This is a genomic window from Acidobacteriota bacterium (assembly GCA_016715115.1).
Classification (GTDB): domain Bacteria; phylum Acidobacteriota; class Blastocatellia; order Pyrinomonadales; family Pyrinomonadaceae; genus JAFDVJ01.
This window is the reverse complement of record JADKBM010000001.1, coordinates 449,256-466,258: the sequence shown is the minus strand read 5'-3', so window position 1 is coordinate 466,258 and position 17,003 is coordinate 449,256. Positions and strand designations below refer to the sequence as shown.

At 56.2% G+C, this 17,003-nt stretch carries 13 protein-coding genes; 5 read left to right on the top strand and 8 right to left on the bottom strand.

Features of this window, described 5'->3' with window-relative positions:
- Window positions 1–618: 618 nt before the first annotated feature.
- The 3 genes from IPN69_02025 to IPN69_02015 all read left to right on the top strand — a co-directional run bounded on the left by IPN69_02025 (window position 619) and on the right by IPN69_02015 (window position 3,423).
- A complete protein-coding gene (locus IPN69_02025; protein ID MBK8809496.1) occupies window positions 619–1,638 on the top strand; it encodes an AMP-binding protein in 1,020 nt (339 codons plus the stop codon).
- Window positions 1,614–2,834: a non-ribosomal peptide synthetase gene (locus IPN69_02020; protein ID MBK8809495.1), complete on the top strand. Its 1,221-nt coding sequence runs from the start codon at window positions 1,614–1,616 to the stop codon at window positions 2,832–2,834. The genes IPN69_02025 and IPN69_02020 overlap by 25 nt, the downstream gene beginning before the upstream one ends.
- 88 nt (window positions 2,835–2,922) lie before the next feature.
- Window positions 2,923–3,423: a 1-acyl-sn-glycerol-3-phosphate acyltransferase gene (locus IPN69_02015; GenBank protein ID MBK8809494.1), complete on the top strand. Its 501-nt coding sequence runs from the start codon at window positions 2,923–2,925 to the stop codon at window positions 3,421–3,423.
- A 235-nt stretch (window positions 3,424–3,658) separates the two neighbouring features.
- Here IPN69_02015 and IPN69_02010 read toward each other — a convergent pair whose 3' ends face one another.
- On the bottom strand, window positions 3,659–4,579 hold the full coding sequence (locus IPN69_02010) for a transglycosylase SLT domain-containing protein (GenBank protein MBK8809493.1): 921 nt from the start codon (window positions 4,577–4,579) through the stop codon (window positions 3,659–3,661).
- Between the two features lie 311 nt (window positions 4,580–4,890).
- Here IPN69_02010 and IPN69_02005 point away from each other — a divergent pair, with 311 nt between their 5' ends.
- Both IPN69_02005 and IPN69_02000 read left to right on the top strand, forming a co-directional pair.
- Entirely contained in the window at window positions 4,891–7,710 is a 2,820-nt protein-coding gene (locus IPN69_02005) for an insulinase family protein (GenBank protein MBK8809492.1), read from the top strand.
- A gap of 97 nt (window positions 7,711–7,807) precedes the next feature.
- Window positions 7,808–8,827, top strand: coding sequence for an NAD-dependent epimerase/dehydratase family protein (locus tag IPN69_02000; protein ID MBK8809491.1), 1,020 nt, complete (start codon window positions 7,808–7,810; stop codon window positions 8,825–8,827).
- Window positions 8,828–8,943: 116 nt separating this feature from the next.
- Here IPN69_02000 and IPN69_01995 read toward each other — a convergent pair whose 3' ends face one another.
- The 7 genes from IPN69_01995 to IPN69_01965 form a co-directional block, all read right to left on the bottom strand.
- Complete coding sequence (locus tag IPN69_01995) at window positions 8,944–9,699, bottom strand: hypothetical protein (protein ID MBK8809490.1); 756 nt, start codon at window positions 9,697–9,699, stop codon at window positions 8,944–8,946.
- Window positions 9,700–9,766: 67 nt separating this feature from the next.
- The gene (locus IPN69_01990) at window positions 9,767–10,795 is read right to left on the bottom strand and encodes a ferric reductase-like transmembrane domain-containing protein (GenBank protein MBK8809489.1); all 1,029 of its coding nucleotides are present in this window, start codon (window positions 10,793–10,795) and stop codon (window positions 9,767–9,769) included.
- 132 nt (window positions 10,796–10,927) lie between these two features.
- A complete protein-coding gene (locus tag IPN69_01985; GenBank protein ID MBK8809488.1) occupies window positions 10,928–11,143 on the bottom strand; it encodes a hypothetical protein in 216 nt (71 codons plus the stop codon).
- A gap of 5 nt (window positions 11,144–11,148) precedes the next feature.
- On the bottom strand, window positions 11,149–13,755 hold the full coding sequence (locus IPN69_01980; protein MBK8809487.1) for a glucosidase: 2,607 nt from the start codon (window positions 13,753–13,755) through the stop codon (window positions 11,149–11,151).
- A gap of 97 nt (window positions 13,756–13,852) precedes the next feature.
- Entirely contained in the window at window positions 13,853–14,290 is a 438-nt protein-coding gene (locus IPN69_01975) for a YHS domain protein (protein MBK8809486.1), read from the bottom strand.
- A gap of 42 nt (window positions 14,291–14,332) precedes the next feature.
- A complete protein-coding gene (locus tag IPN69_01970; protein MBK8809485.1) occupies window positions 14,333–15,364 on the bottom strand; it encodes a VOC family protein in 1,032 nt (343 codons plus the stop codon).
- Between the two features lie 62 nt (window positions 15,365–15,426).
- The gene (locus tag IPN69_01965; protein MBK8809484.1) at window positions 15,427–16,983 is read right to left on the bottom strand and encodes a GMC family oxidoreductase; all 1,557 of its coding nucleotides are present in this window, start codon (window positions 16,981–16,983) and stop codon (window positions 15,427–15,429) included.
- Window positions 16,984–17,003 lie beyond the last annotated feature (20 nt).

The following is a 17,003-nucleotide window of genomic DNA, read 5'->3' as shown; positions in this document are numbered from 1 at the left end:
CGATCATTCCCGTCAACGAGAAGCTCGTGCTCGACATCATTCCGGTCGATATGGTCGCCGGCGCGATCCTCGGCGCGGCGATGAACGCGCTCGTCGACGACAATCCGCCGCTCGTGTTCCAGGCGTCGTCGGGCGATTCGAACCCGAACGATATGAAGCGCATCGTCGGGCTCGTCGGACTCTACAAACGCGACTATTTCAACGAAAAAGACTCCGGCAACAAGTTGCTGAACAAGGCCGCGGCGATGATCGAAACATCGCCCGTGCCGCAGAAGACCTATGAGCGATTCTCGGCGCCGATGCTCAATAAACTTGCGAAACGGGCGAACAATCTGCTCGACAAAGCGGCGCCGAACTGGGCCGGCGGACGTCTTTCGAACATTGTTTCGGATCTGAAAAAGTCCGTCACCGAATTCGAGAACACGACACAGGAAACCATCGACGCATTCGCGATGTTCAAGCCGTTTATGATCGATAACGCGTACGAATATCGATCCGACAATATCCGCGCGATGATGTCGATGATCAAGGACCGCGAAAAGATCTGTTGCCGTGGTATCCGGAAAGGCTCGACTGGTACGATTACTGGCTCAACGTGCATTTTCCGGGAATGCGAAAATGGGTCCTTCCGACGCTCGAAGAAGAACTCAAGAAGGTCGAAAAGCGTTCGTACACCTACAAGGATCTGCTCGATCTGTTCGACACCTCGGTCAAGCGCTTCCCGACGCGGGTCGCGATGAAGATCGAACGCGGCGGTCGCCGGGAGCAATACACTTTGAGGATGTCAAAGAACTGGCGCTTCGTGCCGGCGGGTTTCTCGCCGAAAAAGGCATCAAGACCGGCAGTCGCGTCATCCTTTTCTCGCACAATATGCCCGAATGGGGATTGACCTATTTCGGGATCCTGAAGACCGGCGCGACGGCGATCCCGATCGACCCGGCAAGCTCGGTTGACGAGATTGTCGCCTTCGCTCGCGCCGGTGAGGCGTCGGCGATCGTTCTGTCGCCGAAACTGGCGTCTGAGAATCCGGATCTCGCCGAGCGCCTTAAAACGGCCGGACTCGAGATCGACGTCTGGACGTTCGACGAAGTTTTCGAGATGCAATCCGAACAGGAAGAAGCGCGGCGCAACGCCCTTTTGCCGAACAAGATCCCGTCGAGTTCGATCGCGTCGCTCATATTCACGTCCGGCACGACCGGCACGCCGAAAGCCGTGATGCTCTCGCACAAGAATTTCGTCAATATGATCTCGATGCTCTCGTCGGTGCTCGAAATGGACATCAACGATGGCGTTCTGTCGGTTCTGCCGATGCATCACACGTTCGAGTTCTCGGCGGGGTTTCTGACGCCGTTTTCGAACGGGACGCAGATCACGTATTTGGACGAACTTTCGTCGGAAGAACTCTCAAGGGCGATCGAGAGCGGTCACGTCACCGGAATGGTCGGCGTTCCGGCGCTATGGGAAATGCTTCACCGACGGATAAAAACGCGACTTCGCGAGCGCGGCGACTGGTTCGCGGACCTCGCCGACAGCGTCATCGATTTCAACGCCTGGCTGCGCGACAACACGCCGTTCAATCTAGGCCCGATCATCTTCTTCCCGATCCATCAGGAATGGGCGGACGGATGCGATATCTGATCTCGGGCGGTTCGGCGCTCAGCGAAAAAGTACAAAAAGACCTTCACGGACTCGGTTTCGATGTCCTTGAAGGCTACGGCCTGACGGAATCATCGCCGGTTCTGACGGTGGCGCGTCCGGGCAACAAATTGCTCCGCGGGAGCGTCGGCAAGCCTCTGCCGGGCGTCGAGGTCAGGATCGAGAATCCGGACGAAAATGGCGTCGGCGAGGTTCTCGCGCGCGGCCAGAACGTGATGGTCGGCTATTACAAGAACGACGAGGCAACGGAGGCCGTGATGCAGGACCGATGGCTCCGGACCGGCGACCTCGGGCGGCTCGACGAAGACGGAAACCTGTTCATCGTCGGGCGATCCAAGGACGTCATCATCGATTCGAACGGCAAGAACATCTATCCCGACGAGATCGAGGATCATTACGGCAAGTCGAAGTTCATCAAGGAAATGTCGGTCGTCGGATTGCCCGACGAAGACGGCGGAGAAAAAATCGCCGCGCTCGTCGTTCCCGATTACGAGTTCGACATCGCGCTCTCTCGCGCCGACACGAACAAAAAGGTCGAAGAGCATTTTCGGGAGGTTTCGGCCGGGTTGGCTTTCTTCAAACGCGTCAAGACGATGCATCTGACCCCGTTCGAATTGCCGCGGACGGCGACGCGCAAGGTGAAACGGCCCGAAGTCGTCGAACTGCTTCAGAATCTGGAGGCGAAATCCAAAAACAAGACCAAGGTCGAGGCCGAAGCCAAGGGGGACGACACCGCGCTTTGGATCCGCAAGGTCGTCGCGTCGGTGTCGAACCGCGCGCTTTCGGAAGTTTCGATCGGCGACAAACTCGCGGATCTCGGATTCGATTCGCTGATGTTCGTTGAATTGCAGGCGGCGGTCGAAGATGCCGGCGGCCGCGTCGTTTCGCCGGACACGCTCAACGAAGTGCAGACCGTCCGCGAGCTTCTGACGGCAGTCCAGCGGGTCGACAAATCGAAGAAACTCGTCGACGAGCCGAGAAAGGAAGAAAAAGACACCGATGAGATCTTCGTCCCGTCGATCGTTCGCCGGATCGGAAATCAGGTCATCGATTTCGCGCAGGAGCGGCTTTACGACACGGTTCTCAAGACGAAGATCGACGGCGAGGGAACGTTCCGCAGCACACGAACTTCATCGTCGCGCCGAATCACGCGTCGCACATCGACACCGGCCTGGTAAAAAGGCGCTCGGCAAGGATGTCGCCGAACAGACGGTCGCGGTCGCCGCCGCGGATTACTGGTTCGACACGAAATACAAGCGCGCCTATATGAACAACTTCACGACGCTCGTTCCGATCGAGCGCACCGGAAGTCTGCGCCAGTCATTGCGGCACGTGACCGATATTCTCAAACAAGGCTACAACACGCTCATTTTCCCCGAAGGCACGCGAAGCCTCGACGGCCAAATTCAGGAGTTCAAGCCGATCATCGGTTACCTCGCGCTCAACGACAAGGTCGGGATTCTGCCGATCTATCTGTGGGGGACGTTCGAGGCTTTTCCGAAGGGAATGACGATCCCGGCGAAAGACAGCATCGGCGCCGAGATCGGGGCGAAGATCGGGAGGTTTCTCGAATACGACGAGCTTTTCGAGATGACCAAAGGCGTTCCGAACACCGAAGCTTATCGCCTGATCTCCGCGCGCGTTCAGCACGAGATCGAAAATATGCGCGACGGCAAGCGCGACAAATTCGATGTTGCAGCGGTCCGCAAAAGATGGAAAGCGGAACGCCGGAAGTCGCGGAAGCAGGAACCGGTCATCGACGAATAAGAACTCGCCGATGCTTTTGTATTCTGTCGCTTTCTTCGGTCGCTGTGGCTTGTCCGCCAGGCGGTCCAAATCGTTGAAACACGGTTTCTTCGTTTGGCTCCGGATTAGATTCCTATTCGCGGAAATTCGCGGGCAAACTCCCCTTTGCGAAGCGCCGGCTTAACACCTATCGAAAAGAATCTGCCAAGAATTTCGACTGAAATTCTTGGCAGGCAGGATCAAGTCAAGCCGATCTCTACTTGGTCTGGCTCAAAGGACTCGCATCGATTCCGAAGGCTTTCGGATTTTCGCCAATGATTGCCGCCGCAAAAAATTTCGGCACGTATTTGATGTTTTCCTGTTCAAACTGTTGGAAATAGAGCGGCGGTTCAGATGACTCCCCTTTTCCAAACGTCTCACGGAGCAGTTCGGTTGTTTCGATCAGAGTCCAGAAGCTGATTTGCGGAGCTTTTGAGATTGCGGCAACTTCGGAAATATGTCTTTTTGTATTGCCTTGACCTCTATTGTAGGTGCTGACCGCCAGCGGCAAACCGATCGCATCGCTCTTAAAATCACGGTCAATCATCATTCTGTAGAATTTCGCCGCCGCGCGTGCCGCCAGTTTTGGCTGGCATCTTTCGTCCGGATTTGTCGGCGAGGCTTTTGCTTTGGTTTTCAATCCAAGATCTTTGGCGGACGAAGCAAGAAACTGAAACATTCCCAAAGGGCCGGTCGGAGCCTGCAAACAAGGGCAAAATTCGGTTTCGATCATTGCCGTGTAAAGTCCGATCTGAGGCGGCAGGTTCTGGGCCGAAAACTCTTCGTTTATGGCAGCGGCCGTCTTAACGCCGCGCATCAATATCGAGGTCAAATCGTTTTTCAACCAGCTTTTCGAATCGCATCGGTCAAGTTTTGGTAAGGAAAAGCGTTTTGAATAACCGTCAATTTGCGTGCGGATCAGCCGTAGCCCTTCGGCATTGATCCCGTCGCCCTCGGTGCGTCCGAAAAGAGCCAGAATCTCGTCGGATTTGGCGGCGATGAAACGAGATTTCTCGTCATCATCCATTTGCGAATAAGTCTTCGTCTCGACCGGCGGTTTGACGTCCGTTTTTTGCGCGCAGGCAAAGTGCGTGAGCATCGTTAGCAAAAGAAAAGCGGCAGAGAAAGATTCTTTCATTTTAGTTACTCCAAAGGTATGGTTTTTCGTTCGACCTCATACTACGGAAATCTCCTGACGAACTCAAGTTGCATTACTTTTCGGTTGCATTGAAAATAAGCGGTAACGTCGCTCTCCGTGACAGGCCGGGGCGAAACGCCTCGGCCTGTCACATCAGGGCTCATCCGATTTGCAGGAATTGGAATGCCGGCCGTGGACACGCGGAACGCAAAACTGAAACCCGGCGCGGCGCGGCGCACGTAATACTTCGGTCTATACCCAAATTGCGAAGACGCGAAACAAAGTCGCGCCGTCTGCCCGTAAACTAACTTATGAAAATCCTTTATCGTCTGCTGCTGGTCTTTTGTCTACTACTTTCGGTCCTCGTCGTTCCGGCTCAAAAAACGGTATCGAAACCTACGTTCAAGGTCGATTTCGAGAAATTCACGCTGCCGAACGGGCTCGAGGTCGTTTTTCACATCGACCGTTCCGATCCTGTAGTTGCGGTCGCGTTGACGGCGCACGTCGGGTCGGCGCGAGAGAAGGCCGGACGGACCGGTTTCGCGCATCTGTTCGAACATCTGCTGTTCCTTGAATCCGAAAACCTCGGCAAGGGAGGACTCGACAAGATGAGCGCGCGGATCGGCGGTTCGGGCGCGAACGGTTCGACGTCGCGCGATCGGACGAACTATTTCCAGACCGTTCCGAAAGATTCGCTCGAAAAGATGATCTGGGCGGAAGCCGACAAACTCGGCTGGTTCATCAATACCGTTACCGATCCGGTCCTGGCGAAGGAAAAGCAGGTCGTCAAGAACGAGAAACGTCAGGGCGTCGACAACCAGCCCTACGGACACACGTCTTACGTTATCGACAAGGCGCTCTATCCGGAGGACCATCCGTACAACTGGCAGGTAATCGGATCGCTCGATGATCTTCAAAACGCGACGTTGGCGGACGTCAAGGAATTCTTCCGCCGCTGGTACGTGCCGAACAATGTGACGCTGACGGTCGCCGGCGATTTCGACACGGTTCAGGCGAAGAAATGGGTCGAAAAGTATTTCGGTGAGATCAAGCGCGGGCCCGAAGTCGCTCCGATGGAGAAACGTTCGGGAGTCGTCAAGGAAACGGTCAAGCTCTATCACGAGGACAACTTCGCGCAACTCCCCGAGCTAACGATGGTCTGGCCGACGGCCGAGCAATACAGCCCCGACGCCTACGCGCTGGCAATTCTCGCCGACTATCTCTCGAACGGCAAAAAAGCGCCGTTTTATCAGGTGTTGGTCGAGGATAAGAAACTGACGTCGAACGTCAATATCTCGAACCAGGATTCTGAACTTGCGGGTCAATTCGAACTCTCGCTCCGCGCGTTTCCCGGCAAGGACCTCGACGGAGCCGCCGCGGCGATCGGTGAAGCGTTCGCGAAGTTCGAAAAAGAGGGAATCAGCGAGCGCGACCTGAACCGCATCAAGGCCGGCCAGGAGACACAGTTCTACAATTCACTGTCGAGCGTCCTCGGGAAAGGTTTCCAACTCGCCCAGTACAACATTTTCGCCGACGATCCCGGCTTCATCGCGAAAGACATTCAGAATATCCTCGCGGTGACCCCGGCCGACGTGACCCGCGTTTACGAAAAATACATCAAGAACAAGAACTATGTCGCGACGAGTTTCGTGCCGAAGGGCAAGCCGGAACTTGCCCTCGAAGGCTCGCGAAAGGCGGAGGTCGTTGAAGAAAAGATTGTTCAAGGCGCGGAAGACGACGTCGATCCGAACGTGAACGCGACTTACGAACGGACGCCGTCGAGCTTCGACCGCACGGTCGAACCCTCGTATGGTCCGGCGCCATCGGTCGTCGTGCCGACCGTCTGGCAACAGAAAATGACGAACGGGATGACGGTTTACGGGATCGAGAACCGGGAGGTTCCGCTCGTTCAATTCGAGATCGTCATCGATGGCGGATTGCTTCTCGAAGATATCAACAAGGTCGGAGTCTCGAATCTGCTGGCGCGGATGATGACCCAAGGAACGGCGCGCCGGACGCCGCAGGAGCTTGAAGAGGCGATCCAGCAACTCGGCGCTTCGATCCAGGTCGTCGCCGGCACCGAAGACATCCGATTCGGAGTTACGACGCTTTCGAAAAACTATGCGGCGACGCTCGCGCTCGTCGAAGAGATATTGCTCGAACCGCGCTGGGACGCGAAGGAATTCGAACTGGTCAAGCAAAGCGTCATCAGTCAGATCCGCCAGCAGTCGGCGAATCCGAACGCGATCGCAACCAATAGCTTCAACGGTCTGATCTACGGCAAGGACAACATCCGTTCGCGGAATCAACTCGGAACGGTCGAATCGGTCGGCGCGATCACGATGGATGATCTGAAAGCTTTCTACGCGAAGAACATTTCGCCGTCGGTGGCGCGGATGCACGTCGTCGGCGATCTCAGAAAGGCGGCGCTTGTCGGTTCGCTGGCCTCGATCAACAAGCGCTGGATGGCGAAAAAGGTCGTCATCCCGAATTTTGCGACTCCGAAAGCTCCGGACTCGTCGAAGGTGTTCTTTTACGACGTGCCCGACGCGAAACAGTCGGTGATCCGATTCGGGTATCCGGCGCTGGCGCAGACGGATCCCGATTTCTATCCCGCCACGGTAATGAACTACATTCTTGGCGGCGGCGGATTCGCTTCGCAATTGACGCAGCAACTGCGCGAGGGCAAAGGCTATACGTACGGCATCAGCTCGCAGTTTTCGGGAACCAGATCGCCCGGAGCGTTCTCGATCGCGAGCGGCGTCCGGACGAATGTAACGCTCGAATCGGCCCAACTCGTGAAATCGATCTTGAACGATTACGGAAAGAACTTCTCGGCGGCTGATCTCGAGACCACCAAGAGTTTTCTAATCAAAAGCAACGCGCGTGCCTTCGAAACCGCCGGCGCCAAGCTCGGGATGCTCGCAAACATCAGCAAATACGGTTGGCGGCCGGACTATGTCAAGCAACGCGAGGGAATCGTGAAATCGATGACTATCGCGCGCATTCGCGAACTTTCGGCGAAATACCTGAACACTGGTAAGATGTACTGGTTGGTCGTCGGCGACGCGAAAACACAGCTTCCGAGACTAAAGGAACTCGGCTTCGGCGAACCGGTCCTGATCAAGTAGGTCCGATTTGCGGTTTTCAATTTACAGTTTCTCGTCACTCTTCGATGGCGTCACATCCCAATCGCGAATTGAAAATCGCAAATCGCAAATAAAAAAGATGGCCAAGAAACCTGAAAAAAAGATTCTCATAACCGGCGGGACCGGATTTCTCGGAGCGCACCTTGTGCATCAGTTTCTCGAAGCCGGCGCGAAGAACCTTCGCGTTATGGCTTCGAGCGTGCCGGGATGGATGACCGATGCCGGAGTCGAGCCGTTTGCCGGGTCGGTGACACGGCCGGGCGATGTGGCGGCGGCGACAAAAGGCTGCGAGGCGATCTATCATCTCGCCGGGAAAGTGTCGTTCGCCTACGACGGCGCGGCGCAGATGAACAAGATCCACGTCGAGGGAACACGGCTTCTGTGCGAGGCGGCGAAGGAAAACGGAGTCAAGAATTTCATTCTCGCCTCGTCGAGCGGGACGAGCGCGATCACCGACGACGGCGAGATAACCGACGAATCGTATCCGCAGCCGCTCGAGATTCTCAGCAAATGGCCGTATTACGCGTCGAAGTATTATCAGGAGAAAACGGCGCTCAAGGCGTTCGACGGCAAAGGCGAACGACTCGTTATCCTCAAGCCGTCGCTGCTATTGGGCAGCGGCGATGAACGCTTGAGTTCGACCAAGGTCGTCCTCGACTTTATGGCCCGCAAGCTTCCGATCACGCCCTCCGGGGGATTGAACTTCGTCGACGCGCGCGACGCGGCGACGGCGTTTATGAACGCGCTCGACCGCGGCCGACACCAGGAACGATACCTGCTCGGTGCGGTGAACTGGACCGTGCGCGACTTTTTCTCGCGGCTCGAACGGCTCACAGGCGTGCCCGCACCGATGTTCAGCGTCCCGAAGAAGGTGGCCGTTGCAGGATCGAATCTGATCAGCTCGTTCTACAAACACTGGAACAAACCGGCGCCGTTCGAAGCGTCGGAAGTCGAGATGGGTGAGTATTTCTGGTATTTCGACTCGTTAAAAGCCGCAGACGAACTTGGATTCGCGGCGCGCGATCCGCAGGAAACGCTCCTGGATACTATCAAATATCTCCGCGAACATTTTCTCGGCGACGGACTTTTCGGAAAGTAGACGCTCAACGTTCGGTCCATCTCCAGATTCCGACGGATTCCAAGATTCAAGTAGCCTGTCGGAAAATGCCGTCCGCCTGGTTTTTCAATGCCCCGACGTTTCGGGTTTGTCGGGGTTTATGGCAGGCGCTTGATGTTCGCCGGATTTATCCAAAAGAACAACTGGTCGCCGCGACGTTCGACTTGCCCTGCCAGTTCGACCGGCTCGGCAATGAAATCGAGCAAGTCGCGTCCGATCGGATGACCCGATTCGCCGACAAGCCACAACTCGGAGACTTTCCCGGAACTGTCCGTGACTAAAAACAGTGGCGGAACGCCGCCGCGAATACAAGCGACCGCACAGTCCCGATGCGGTTTCGAGCGACCCGGATTCATCACCCCGAGATAGCATTTCGAATCGACGATCTCCCCTCGAAGAGTGAACCCCCCGAGCAACTGGCCGGATTCAAGGGGCTTCGCGGATTCGACATCGAGGATCGAGACGGACCCGGCGGCGATCTCGATCATTTTCATCTCCTCGCGAAAGATAAGCGTTCCCCGAAGCGAAACGCGTTTCGCGTCAAACGCCTCGACATCTGCGCCGTGTTTTCCCTCCGCGACGAGCGGGATGCGTTCGAATTCCGGTAATCCGGGAGTTTGAGTGTCTTTTTCAAAAATCAGAAACGGAACCGCTCCGGAGCGGATAGTCCCGCGGAATTCGCGCACATTGCCGAACTCGAAGACCGAACGCGCGAATCTCTTTTGACCGATCCAGAATATCCCGATCAAAATGACCGCGACGCCGAGCGTTGCGATCACAAAGACCTTCACAAAACGCGCCTGGCGCGACGGCATTTTTGGCAGATAGCCGATGTAGAAATCTTCGTTGTTCATAATTCCAAGGCGTTGCTTAAAACTTGAGAATCGTGCGCCGGATCGCACGTGAAGCGCATAAAGAACGCTAAACAATGCGCGCCGGTTCGGAACGCGTTCCCGGAGCGTTGGGTTTTCTCCGAACCGCGACCTGACCGTCCGTGACTCTTACGTCAAACGTCGCAACCCTTTCGGTAAACGGTGGCGGTGAAGCTCCCGTTTCGGGCAAATACTGAAATCCGTGCCACGGGCAGGTGATGCAGCCGTCGATTATTTTTCCCTCACCGAGAGGTCCCGCCTGATGCCGGCAGACGTTTGAAATCGCCGAGATCTTGCCGTTGTAACGAAAAACCGCAACGCGCTCGCCGCCGACCGTGCGGACGCAGGCGCGATTTTCGGGGATCTCGTCGACCGTGCAGACTTCCGCGAATTCGTCGATCGACATCGACTCGTGATCGCTCTTTGTTTCGCGGATCGCAGCCGCCAGGTGCGCAAGCGTCACGGCCGCGACGCCGATCCCGAGGGATCCGGCAAGAACCGGCGACGTTTCCGCCTGCAACACGCCGAGCGCGACGTGTGCGACAAGCAATGCGTAGGCAACGTAAACCAGAGTGTGAAGCGCCTTCCAGATAGGCGCCGAAAGGTTCTTGAGCCAGAAATCGTGGCTCGTCACAGCCATAAGAAAAAGAACGACCAGCGCGATCAGCCCAAGAATCTGAAAAGGGAAGTCGGGGACGCTTCCAAACCGTGTGTTGTTTGCCAAAACGCTGACAATCGGATTGAGGACACCGAGAGCGTGGAACTGCACGATCGAGAAAACTCCGTGGACGGCACCCATCAAAAATGTCGTCACGCCCAGATGTCGCCGGTTGTAAAGGACCGGCAGAAGGACCGGAAAAAAGCGACAGAGCGGGCCGATCAGCAAGACGATGTGGAGCAGGATGATTGCGCAGGTTCCGAATCCGCGGATGAGCAGCGTTTCGATCGTCGCGCTCGGGGCGACGATCGATCCAAGCCCAAGGAAAAATGCGAGGTAAGCCGCGACGCCGGTTGCGAGAATCGCGTCATAGATCTTCTTCTGCCGGTTCCAGCCGATTGCAGCGTATCTTTCGCTCATCTTTCTTGCGCGATCCTCGACGGAATCGAATCGTTAATGGGCTCGGGGTGGCGCAACGCGATCGACGCGACGAAGATCATCGTCAAACCGACAGCAATCAATACCCATATCCAAAAATGGAGACTTCGGAGTTTACGCGTCATCCGGCCTCCGGCTCACGATCTTCGCGGCGAGGATCACCCAAAGCGCCGCTGCCCCGAAGAAAACGATTGCGCGAAACGCGAAACCGGTTCCAGCCGCCGCGGCGTCGAATTTCCCGATTCGAAACACGACGAACCACAATGCGAATGCCGCGCCGAGCGCGAGATAGACAAAAACTCCGTTAACCAGCAACTCGGCCAAAATCATAATCTCTAATCGCCGGACTGCTGCAGCAGTTTCGCGACGAGGCCCGTCCAACCCGTCTGGTGACTTGCTCCGACGCCGGCGCCCGTGTCACCGTCAAAATACTCGTAAAACAAAACCAGATCGCGCCAGTTTTCGTCGGAATCGAATTCCGGCGAGTTTCGGAAGACCGGCCGCCGTCCGTCGACACCCGGCAAAAAGATCCGCGAAAGCCGCCGCGAAAGCTCTTGGGAAACCTCCCATAAATCCATCTTCTTGCCCGAACCGGTCGGAAATTCGACCAACAGGTCCGATCCGTAGAAGTGGTGAAACTTCTGAAGCGACTCGATCAGCAGATAATTGACCGGCATCCAGATGGGACCGCGCCAGTTCGAGTTTCCGCCGAATAATCCCGACGACGATTCGGCGGGTTCATAGTCAACCCGATGATGTTCGCCATTGACCTCAAGGATGTAGGGATTGTTTTTGTGGAACCGCGAGAGCGCCCTGATCCCGTGCGGGGACAGAAATTCGGATTCGTCGAGCATCACTTTCAAGACGCGTTCGAGCCGTTCGCGAAAGGCAATCGATAGCAGCGTACAATCTCCCTTTCGCTCGATGTTCGCAGTCAATTTCGGCCGATTTGCGATGAACCATTCAAAACGGTTTTTGAAATCGGGCAATGTGTCGAGTATTGCCGAATCGATTGTCGCGACCGCAAAAAGCGGAATCAGGCCGACCATCGACCGCACCTTCAGCGGCATATTTCGCTGGTCGTGCAGATGCAGCACGTCGTAATAGAAGCCATCTTCCTCGTCCCAAAGCGAGATGCCTTCCCGGCCGAGATTGTTCATCGCATCGGCGATGTAAACGAAATGCTCCCAAAATTTGGTCGCAACGTCCTCGTACGAATCATCGACCGCAGCGAGTTCAAGAGCGATCGCAAGCATATTCAAGCAATACATCGCCATCCAACTCGTTCCGTCCGACTGCGCGAGACGCCCGCCCGTGGGCAACGGCCGCGAACGGTCGAAGATGCCGATATTGTCAAGCCCGAGAAACCCGCCCTCGAAGACGTTCAATCCCTCGGCGTCCTTGCGATTGACCCACCAAGTGAAATTGAGCATCAGTTTTTGAAAGATCCGGGCGAGAAATTTCGTGTCGCCCCGTCTCGCACGTTTCTTGTCGATCTGATAGACCCTGAGCGCGGCCCAGGCATGAACCGGCGGATTTACATCGCCGAACGCCCATTCGTAGGCCGGGATTTGCCCGTTCGGATGCATATACCACTCGCGCAACATCAGGATCAGCTGTTCCTTTGCGAAGTCCGCGTCGACAAGCGCTAACGGGATCGCGTGAAAAGCGAGGTCCCACGCCGCATACCAGGGATACTCCCACTTGTCGGGCATCGAGATCACATCGGCGTTGTTCAGATGGCGCCATTCGGCGTTGCGTCCTTTTTTTCGTTCCGCCGGCGGCGCGGGTTGGGCGGGATCGCCGTCGAGCCAGCGGTCGACATCGAAATGATAGAACTGCTTCGACCACAACATTCCGGCAAACGCTTGACGCATTACGTTTTGCGCGTCCTTCGAAAGAGAGGCCGGAATCAGCCCCGAATAGAACTCATCGGCTTCCGAACGCCGTTCTTCGAAGACGCCGGCCGCAGGTCGTTTGCCCTCGGGCAGCGTTGCCGCGGTTTTCGCTAGGCGAAGTTCGATCGATCTTTCCTCGCCGGCTTTGAGGCTCAAAAAATAATTCGCGGCCGCCTTCGTGCCTCGGGTTTCGGGGTTTACCGCATCGCGCCGGCCGTTGACGATGAAGTCGTTGATGCCGTCTTTGACGTAGTCTGACTCGTTGGGCACTCCGAACAGACGCAGTTTGTTCGTGTTGTTGTCACAAAACAGCACCGCGTCGGCGCAGTCGCAGAACAGTCGGTAGGCGCCAAGCGTCGGTTCGTCGATATCGACTGAACCATCGGCGGCGAGCCGGATCTCGCCGCGGTTGGTTTCGTCGCCGTCCCAGGACCAGGTATTGCGCAGCCAGACAGTCGGGAGAACGTTGATCGAAGCCTCTGAACCGCGGCGGTTGGCAATCGTGATTCGGATCGAAATGTCTTCGGGCGAGTTTTTTGCATATTCGACGAAAATGTCAAAGTATCGGCTGCTGTCGAAGACCCCGGTGTCCGATAGTTCAAATTCGCCATTCATTTTTCCGGCGCGACGATTCTCCTCGATTAATCGTGCGTACGGGAATTCCTCTTGCGGGTATTTGTAGAGGAATTTCATATAGGAATGCGTCGGCGTCGAATCGAGGTAGAAGTAATGCTCCTTGACGTCCTCGCCGTGATTGCCTTCGCTGCCCGTGAGTCCGAAAAGCCGTTCCTTCAAGATCGGATCGCGGCCGTTCCAAAGTGCGACCGAAAAACAGACACGCTGTTGAGCGTCGCAGATCCCGGCAAGTCCGTCCTCGTTCCAGCGATAGGAACGGGATCTCGCCTGATCGTGCGGAAAGAAATCCCACGCCGAGCCGTGCGGCGAGTAATCCTCGCGAACGGTTCCCCACGCTCGTTCAGACAAATACGGCCCCCAAAGCTTCCAGTCGCTGCCTTCCTTCAGTCTGTGTCGTTCTGCGTTCATATACCGTTTGGATTCCGGATTCCGGAACATTTATTCCCGAGTTCGCGCACGTTTGCTTCGAGTTCGTGCAATGGCGCGCGATCGTTGAGCTCGCCGGTTACTTATGTTCCGGTTTCTTCCTCCTGAAGGCGGTCCAGTTCCTTTCACCTTCCTTGATGAGATTTTCCTGCTCGGCCTCCCATTTCTCTTTGACCTTCAAATTGTAGTTGAGGTAGAGCTTGCCATCGACAACCTTCCACGCCATCGGATCGCCGTCGGCGGTGTAGCCGTGGGAAACGGCCCACGAACAGTAACCGCCGAACTGCGGCGCGAATCTTGAAGGATCGGCCTTGAATCTCTCAAGATTGTCGGCCGACGAGAACAGCCACTTCGCGCCGTTCCAAACAAAAGCGAACTCCGGGTTTCCCGCGGCGGGCGCATTGGCCGTAAAGTACTCGACCGTGTCAAAACCCCTGATCGCGACGTTTTCCGGCGTCGTGTTCACTGGCTTGACGCCTTCCGTGCCGGACGAACCCGCACACGCCGAGACCGCGATCGCGACCGCCGCGACAACTATCAACCATATATTCTTCACTTTTTACCTCCCGATCACCCGGACGGCATGTCCGTCGGGGTCACGAGTCAATATAGCTCGTTCCCGTGCGCGTTTATTCCAGGAAACATCGACTGTCCCGCTGGAAATGAATTCGAAACTGCGGTTTTGAACCAGATCCGAAAGGGAATCGGCCTCAAAGCTCGTTTGCCAGTGCCAAATATCGTTGCTCCGGGTATCGCGCGGAAACGGTCGTCCGTCGCGCGGGGTTTTGTATTCGAGGAACTCGACCGCGATTCCGGGATTCGTCGTTTTCAAACCGGTGATGTGCAATCGAGCACCGAATACGTTGTTCAAGTGTTCCTGTTCGGTGCCGAAATTTTCGCTCGTCCCGGCGATCGTCAGGCCGAGCGCGTCCCGGTAGAATCCGAGACTTGATTCAGTGCCCCCGACGACGATCGCGGTATGGTCGATTCCCAGGAAAAGCCTGCCGGATCGCGAAAGAGCGTGCCATTTCGTCGCGCCTTTGTCTGCCGGAAACCGCAGGATTTCGAGCACGTGGTTATCGAAATCGCGAAAATAGAACGCGCTTATCCCGGCGGCGTTCGGTATTGTTTTCGGCAGTGTCTGCGGACGGGTCGAAACGAACTTGACCTTGTTGCGTTTCAGGACATCGAACGCCTTTTCCATATCCGCAACGATGATCGCGACGTGCTGGAACCATCGGTCATTGCTTCGCGAATCGACCGGAACAGGCCGGCCGCCGCCGGTCAGGTATTCCGTCAATTCGAGCGTCTCGTCGCCGAGTTTCAGGCGAACGATCCGAGCGCGGGCGCCGAACACTCCTGTCAGACGTTCAAAATTGTCGCCAAATACTTCGTCGTCGGCGACCTTTTCGAACGGCAAAATGCGAGTGTAGAAATCGAGTGCGCGTTCCATATCGGAGACCGTGAATCCGACCGACTCGACACGGCTCACATTGGCGCGGGTTGTTGACCCCAAAAATGCCAGGAGCGCCAACAATCCGATAATCATCCAACCGAAGGGAAGTTCTCTGTGCGTTTGTTGTTCCATCATTTTCATTTTAGATTTTGGATTTTGCATTGGGCACAAGATGAACTCGTTCCAAAATCCAAGATCTATGATCCAAGATCCAGAATCCTCTCCCCGACGCGCAGTGCGTTTGCAATGATCGTCAGCGCCGGATTGACGGCCGAACTTGACGGGAAAAAGCTGCCGTCGACGACATAGAGATTCTCGACGTCGTGCGTCCGGCAATTGCGATCGAGCACCGAAGTCGTCGGGTCGTCGCCGAAGCGGAGCGTTCCGTTCTGGTGCGCGACGCCGGCGAGCGGTATCTGCTCCGCGAGGTAGAGATTTCTGGCGAAAACACCCTGATGACATTCGTGGCCGTGGATGTCGCATTTGCGCTGGCGGTTCATCAATTCCTTCAGTTTCGATTGCAGCCGCTTGTGGGCCTCGACGTTGTTCGGCGTATAACTCAACACGATTTCACCGTTCGAATTAAGCGTAACGCGATTTTCGGGACGCGGAAGATCTTCGGTCGTGAGCCAGAAATCAAGCGAATGCTTTGCCATCAGATCGAGCGTGAAACCCGGTGCGATCGCCGGCGCGCCCGCCGAAAGAGTGACGCCGTCGAGCTTTCCGACAAATGAAATATGTCCCATCGGAAAAGGAAAGTCTTCGCTCCCGAAATAATAGTCGTTAACCGCGAGTGTTTTCTGAAAGATCGTCGGGTTCGGGCACTTCGAGACGGCAAGCATAACCGAATTCACATGCCCCATATAATTGCGGCCGACCTGGTCGCTCGAATTCGCGAGGCCGTTCGGATGCAGTTCATTCGCCGAGCGAAGCAGCAGCGCGGCCGAGTTGATCGCGCCGGCCGAAACGATGACCGTCTCGGCGGAAAACCGCTCGATTGCGCCGCCGACCTCGACGACGACCGCCGAAACAATCTTGCCGGTCGGATTCGTTTCGAGCTTTTTGACGAAAGCATTCGTCAGCAGGGTGACGTTCGGATAATCGAGCACGGGTTCGACGCCGCAAATATGCGCGTCTGCTTTGGCGTTTACCAGACACGGGAATCCGTCGCACGTCGCGCAACGTATGCATTCGCTCCGCGGGTCGTTTTCTTTCAGTTTGATGCCGAGCGGAACGTGAAACGGCTTGCATCCGAGCGCCGAGAGGTCTTCGGCGAGATGTTCGATGCGCGGTTCGTGCGAAACCGCCGGATGCGGAAAACCGCGGCTTGCCCACGGTTCCGTCGGGTCTTCGCCGCGCGTCCCGTGGACGTGATACATCGCTTCGGCTTCCGAATAGTACGGTTCGAGTTCTGCGTAAGAAATCGGCCACGCAGGTGAAACGCCGTCATAATGCTTCAGTTCGCCGAAATCCTCGGCACGCATCCGAAAAAGCGCCGCGCCGTAAAACTTCGTGTTTCCGCCGACATTGTAGTTCGTATGCGGGTGGAGCGGTTTGCCGTCGCGGTCGTACCAGGTTTCCTTTGTGTTGTAGTGTCCTTCGACGTTGACCTTGCGCGAGTTCCAGTTTTCGAGTCCGCGTTTGACGAAGTCGCCGCGTTCGAGAACCAGAATTCGTTTGCCCGATGGCGCGAGTTTGCGAAGAAGCGTCCCGCCGCCCGCGCCGGTGCCGATGATAATGATGTCGTATTTCATAACTGTCAGAGTGAGCCGTC

Excerpts from the sequence above, each read along its gene's own strand:
- IPN69_02025 (MBK8809496.1), top strand. The coding sequence starts at position 619 with ATGGGTCCTTCCGACGCTCGAAGAAGAACTCAAGAAGGTCGAAAAGCG.
- IPN69_02020 (MBK8809495.1), top strand. The coding sequence starts at position 1,614 with ATGGGCGGACGGATGCGATATCTGATCTCGGGCGGTTCGGCGCTCAGC.
- IPN69_02015 (MBK8809494.1), top strand. The coding sequence starts at position 2,923 with ATGAACAACTTCACGACGCTCGTTCCGATCGAGCGCACCGGAAGTCTG.
- IPN69_02010 (MBK8809493.1), bottom strand. The coding sequence starts at position 4,579 with ATGAAAGAATCTTTCTCTGCCGCTTTTCTTTTGCTAACGATGCTCACG.
- IPN69_02005 (MBK8809492.1), top strand. The coding sequence starts at position 4,891 with ATGAAAATCCTTTATCGTCTGCTGCTGGTCTTTTGTCTACTACTTTCG.
- IPN69_02000 (MBK8809491.1), top strand. The coding sequence starts at position 7,808 with ATGGCCAAGAAACCTGAAAAAAAGATTCTCATAACCGGCGGGACCGGA.
- IPN69_01995 (MBK8809490.1), bottom strand. The coding sequence starts at position 9,699 with ATGAACAACGAAGATTTCTACATCGGCTATCTGCCAAAAATGCCGTCG.
- IPN69_01990 (MBK8809489.1), bottom strand. The coding sequence starts at position 10,795 with ATGAGCGAAAGATACGCTGCAATCGGCTGGAACCGGCAGAAGAAGATC.
- IPN69_01985 (MBK8809488.1), bottom strand. The coding sequence starts at position 11,143 with ATGATTTTGGCCGAGTTGCTGGTTAACGGAGTTTTTGTCTATCTCGCG.
- IPN69_01980 (MBK8809487.1), bottom strand. The coding sequence starts at position 13,755 with ATGAACGCAGAACGACACAGACTGAAGGAAGGCAGCGACTGGAAGCTT.
- IPN69_01970 (MBK8809485.1), bottom strand. The coding sequence starts at position 15,364 with ATGATGGAACAACAAACGCACAGAGAACTTCCCTTCGGTTGGATGATT.
- IPN69_01965 (MBK8809484.1), bottom strand. The coding sequence starts at position 16,983 with ATGAAATACGACATCATTATCATCGGCACCGGCGCGGGCGGCGGGACG.